The organism is Anaerococcus sp. (genome assembly GCF_022770135.1).
In the GTDB taxonomy this organism is placed as follows: domain Bacteria; phylum Bacillota; class Clostridia; order Tissierellales; family Peptoniphilaceae; genus Anaerococcus.
This window is the reverse complement of record NZ_JALEIL010000032.1, coordinates 1-4461: the sequence shown is the minus strand read 5'-3', so window position 1 is coordinate 4461 and position 4461 is coordinate 1. Positions and strand designations below refer to the sequence as shown.

General features: G+C 36.0%; 4 protein-coding genes and 1 pseudogene. All 5 read right to left on the bottom strand.

The genetic code is table 11. From position 1 onward, the window contains the following. Positions 1-169: 169 nt before the first annotated feature. A pseudogene (gene arsB / locus MRZ08_RS01345) lies at positions 170-1209 on the bottom strand (ACR3 family arsenite efflux transporter). Beyond that, positions 1206-1622 carry an arsenate reductase ArsC gene (locus MRZ08_RS01340; protein WP_297378419.1) on the bottom strand — a complete coding sequence of 139 codons (417 nt, stop codon included), beginning with the start codon at positions 1620-1622 and terminating at the stop codon, positions 1206-1208. The pseudogene arsB and the gene MRZ08_RS01340 overlap by 4 nt, the downstream one beginning before the upstream one ends. Before the next feature lie 6 nt (positions 1623-1628). Next, the gene (gene arsA, locus MRZ08_RS01335; protein ID WP_297378416.1) at positions 1629-3371 is read right to left on the bottom strand and encodes an arsenical pump-driving ATPase; all 1743 of its coding nucleotides are present in this window, start codon (positions 3369-3371) and stop codon (positions 1629-1631) included. A gap of 29 nt (positions 3372-3400) precedes the next feature. Continuing rightward, a complete protein-coding gene (gene arsD, locus MRZ08_RS01330) occupies positions 3401-3772 on the bottom strand; it encodes an arsenite efflux transporter metallochaperone ArsD (protein ID WP_297378413.1) in 372 nt (123 codons plus the stop codon). A 98-nt stretch (positions 3773-3870) separates the two neighbouring features. Beyond that, complete coding sequence (locus MRZ08_RS01325) at positions 3871-4173, bottom strand: metalloregulator ArsR/SmtB family transcription factor (protein WP_297378410.1); 303 nt, start codon at positions 4171-4173, stop codon at positions 3871-3873. Between the last annotated feature and the right edge of the window lie 288 nt (positions 4174-4461).

The window sequence follows — 4461 nt, the reverse complement described above, 5'->3', positions numbered from 1 at the left end:
AAACTACCGTCGAAGGAGGAACGACTGAGAGATCTACAGTATTTGATGACATGTATATATAAAAGTCCAAGTTATCTATGTAAATAAGTAAATAATAGCCAATTATAAAAATCAGCCCTAGTACAACTAAGACTGATTCTTACAAAAAACTTAAAAAACATTTATGCACTTATCTATTAAACTTATCTTCCATTGAGTTTGCTATTCTTACTAAGAGCAGCATTACCGGTACCTCTACCAATACTCCTACCACTGTTGCAAGGGTTGCACCAGATGATAGGCCAAACAGTGAGATAGCAACAGCTACAGCTAGTTCGAAGAAGTTAGATGCTCCTATCATCCCACATGGAGCAGCTATAGAATAAGGCAATTTTGCTAGATATGCCATGCCAAAGGTTATAGCAAATATAAGGAAGGTTTGAAGTATAAGTGGTAGAGCTATAAGAGCTATATCTAGAGGTTGGGCGATAATTTTCATCCCTTGGAATGAGAATATAATTATCAAAGTTAGCAATAATCCAACCATAGTATACTTATCAAATGATGGGATAAATTCATTATTTAAGTAATCTTCACCCTTATTTTTTATAACACGTCTTCTTGTTAGGATACTAAATATTAGAGGAACTACTATAAATAGTATGATTGATAAAAGTAGGGTCCCCCAAGGTATATTGATATTTCCCCTTTTTAGTAAGAAGCTTACTATTGGTATATAGGCAATTAATATAATAAGGTCATTGCTCGCCACTTGAACTAGGTATAGGCACTATCCCCTCTTGTTAGCTTACTCCAAACAAATACCATGGCCGTACATGGAGCTGCTCCTAATAAAACTGCTCCTGCTAGGTACTCTGATGCTAGATCTCCGCTAATAATATTTTTGTAAATTCCAAAGAAAAATAATCTAGCTATTAGGTACATAGTAAAGGGTTTGATAACCCAGTTGGCAATCCATGTTATAAATAAACCCTTAGGATTGTTTCTGATATTTTTTATACTATTAAAATCAATCTTTAGCATCATTGGATATATCATGATCCATAAAAGTATGGTTGTTGGAATAGATACATTATAAAACTCAAACTCTCCCAGAGTCTCTGGAATAGCAGGTATAAAGCGTCCAATTAAAACACCTATAGCCATGCATATTAAAACCCAAAGTGTAAGATTTTTTTCAAAAAAGCTTATACCTTCTTGTTTTTTCATCTATCTACCTCCTCATCTATTTCTCGGATCAAGCCCTTTAACTTCCCTTCGATTTCTTCTATTACCTTGACAAACTCTTCATCAGACTTGCCAGTAGGATCTTCTATCCCCCAGTCATACTTTTTGTGCTTGAAAGGAAGGAATGGGCATACTACATTGCAACCCATAGAGATTACATAATCGACCTCTGGTAGGTCATCTATAAGCTTGGAATATTGGCTTTCTTCCATATCTATCCCGTGCATTTCTTTCATAAGCCTAACTGCGTCTTGGTTTATCTGATCTACAAGCTCAGTTCCTGCAGAGTAAAAATCTATTCTATCTCCTGCAAATTTCTTGCCAAGGGCCTCAGCTATCTGAGACCTGCAAGAATTGTGAACGCATATAAAGCCAACTTTCATTTTTCTTGTCATATCTACCTACTTAATTAATTTATCTAAATTAGATCCCTTAATCTCATCACTAGACCATGGGATTATTGTGAAGTTTCCATCTGTACGCTCATCGACCTTGTTTATCCATTCTAGCTCACTGTTAGCCTTAGCCTCTAGGGTCTTATTTCTAGAGCCAGTCTTATATATAGATGAATTTATAATCCACCACTTGCTATAAATTCCCGCTCTTTTTAGGTCTTCTTCAAGTCTAAAAGACTCATAGAAAGGAGTAGGCTCAGCAAGGGTTACAATTATAACTTCTGTTTCATCACTATTTTTTAGTCTAGGGAGAAGTTTCTTTGCTGACTCTGGGACACCACCTTGGTTTTTCTCTATCTCTGTGTTATAGGATTCTGTAGAATCTAGGAGCAGGAGTGTATGTCCTGTTGGGGCTGTATCTATAACAACAACTTCACTATCAGCCTTATCCACCACATCTGCAAAGGCTCTAAATACAGCTATCTCTTGAGTACATGGTGATCTTAGATCTTCTTTTATATACTCTAAGTCATCTTCAGACATGGTCTTTCTAGCATTTTCTAGAACTTCTTCTTGGTATTTTCTAAGCTCTTCTTCTTCATCTATATGGCTTATAGTTAACAAGTCATCTTCACGAATCATACCAGTCAAATGGTTGGCTGGGTCAGTGGTAGTTAGGTGGACCTTCTCTCCCTTAGCTGTAAGTCCCTTGGCTATAGCAGATGCCATAGTGGTCTTTCCTACACCACCTTTTCCCATGGTAAAGATAACTTTTTTCTCATTTTTGTATAAGTCATTTATGATATCTTTTAGGCTAGGTGTTTCATCTATGTTAAGATCTTGATCACTAGTATAGTCCTTATCCTCAATCAGAAGAGATCTTAGGTTTTCGATACTGTTTAAGTTGTATCCCCTAAGTGGGATAAAGAAAGTTTTAAGGTCTTTGATAGCTTCTGGCATCTTATCTAAAGATTCTTTTTGTTTTTTATAAAAAGCTTCGGACACTTCATCGTCATGGGCACTTAATAGACCATTTATGATAAGAATTTGATTGTTAATACCTAGTTCTCTTAGCTCATTAGATGCTCTACTTGCTTCAAGAAGAGGAGTCTCCTCAGGTCTTGCAACTAACACTAGACTTGTAAGTTTGCCATCAGCTAGGGTATCCACAGCATATTTGTAAGTTTCCTTCTCATCTTCTAGACCTGATAATTGACCTAGACATGACGCTCCGTGGGTGGATTCGCTGATAAAGCTCGTCCAAGCAGAAGGAAGCTGAAGCATCCTTAGGGTGTGTCCTGTTGGTGCAGTATCAAATATTATATAATCATATTTATCCTTTAGATCACCATCAGTTATAAACTTAGAAAATTCATTAAAAGCAGCTATCTCAACAGTACATGATCCAGATAATTGCTCCTCCATATTTTCTATTACACTCTTAGGTAGCTTCCCTCTGTATGGACCAACTACACTTTCCTTATACTCATTGGCTGCTTCTATAGGATCAAGGTTTGCTACAGTAAGACCTGACACACCTTCTATCCTAACACCTTTATTATCAAGCTCAGTTTCAAAGACATCTTGAAGGTTTGAAGCAGGATCAGTACTTATTAATAGGACTTCATTTCCCATATCAGCTAAGCTTATTGCGCTGGCACAGGCAGTAGAAGTCTTTCCTACTCCTCCCTTTCCTGTGAAAAATAGGTATTTAGTTAAGTCAATTTCCTTAATATCAAATTGCTTCATTTAAACTCCCTTCCTTTTTCGTCTTGCTATTAACAGCAGCATCCACTGCCAGAACAGCAAGATCCACCATCACTACTTGTCTCCTCTTTGGCTTCATCAGATAGAAATAACATTTCATAAAACTCTTCATTGCTAGGGTACTTGCCTGTCATAACAACTTCATCATCCACTATTACAACTGGTAGGACATCCTCACCCTTTTCATTTAAAAGACTATTAATAGTTTTGTTTTCTACAAACTCCTTAGTATTGTTAGTTAAGTTATATCTTTCAATGCTAGCTCCACTTTTAGTAAGCTTATCAACTAGACTAGACACTCTCATAAGTTCCTCGTCAGGGCTTGGTCCACATACACCTGTTGAACAACACATAGCACCTTCATATATATACATCTTTTTCATAAAATCCTCCTTAATTTAAAATCGTCCTGTATGTGAAAATACATATAGATACATTTAAATACTTCTATATGTTTGAGAAAAAAATATTTGCCTTGGATTTACTCCTTGCAAATACAATCATCTTGGATATGAAATATAGAATTTAGGCTATCCTCAATCTCATCCAAACTATCCTTATCTAAAGAGTAGAAAGTATTCTTCCCCTCTCTTCTACTAGTCACAAGACCTGCTTCCTCTAGCTTTCTCATGTCATAAGATAAAGTAGGCTGAGTAATATCAAACTTCTCAAGTATCTCACAAGCACAAAGCTCATCACAAGATAACATATCAATAATCTTAAGCCTCTTAGGATCAGAAATCACCCTTAGCTTCTTAGATAAATTTTCATAATCAACACTCATAATCCACCTCATATAGAAATATCTCTATATGTATTATATTAAGGAATTTATATTTGTCAAATGATTGGTAAGGGGGTTTGAGAATATAATAAAACTTATCCCGGCCCAAGCCAAAATACTCATTATAAAACCCACCTACTAGTTAATTCTGATATGTACCCTCTTTACTGGACAAACCAGTAAGGAGGGTATTTTTATGAAATATAGCTATGAATACAAAAAAGAATGTGTTCAGTTGTACAGAGAGGGAATATGGCCGAAAACACCAGCAGGGACAAATGAAAAAAC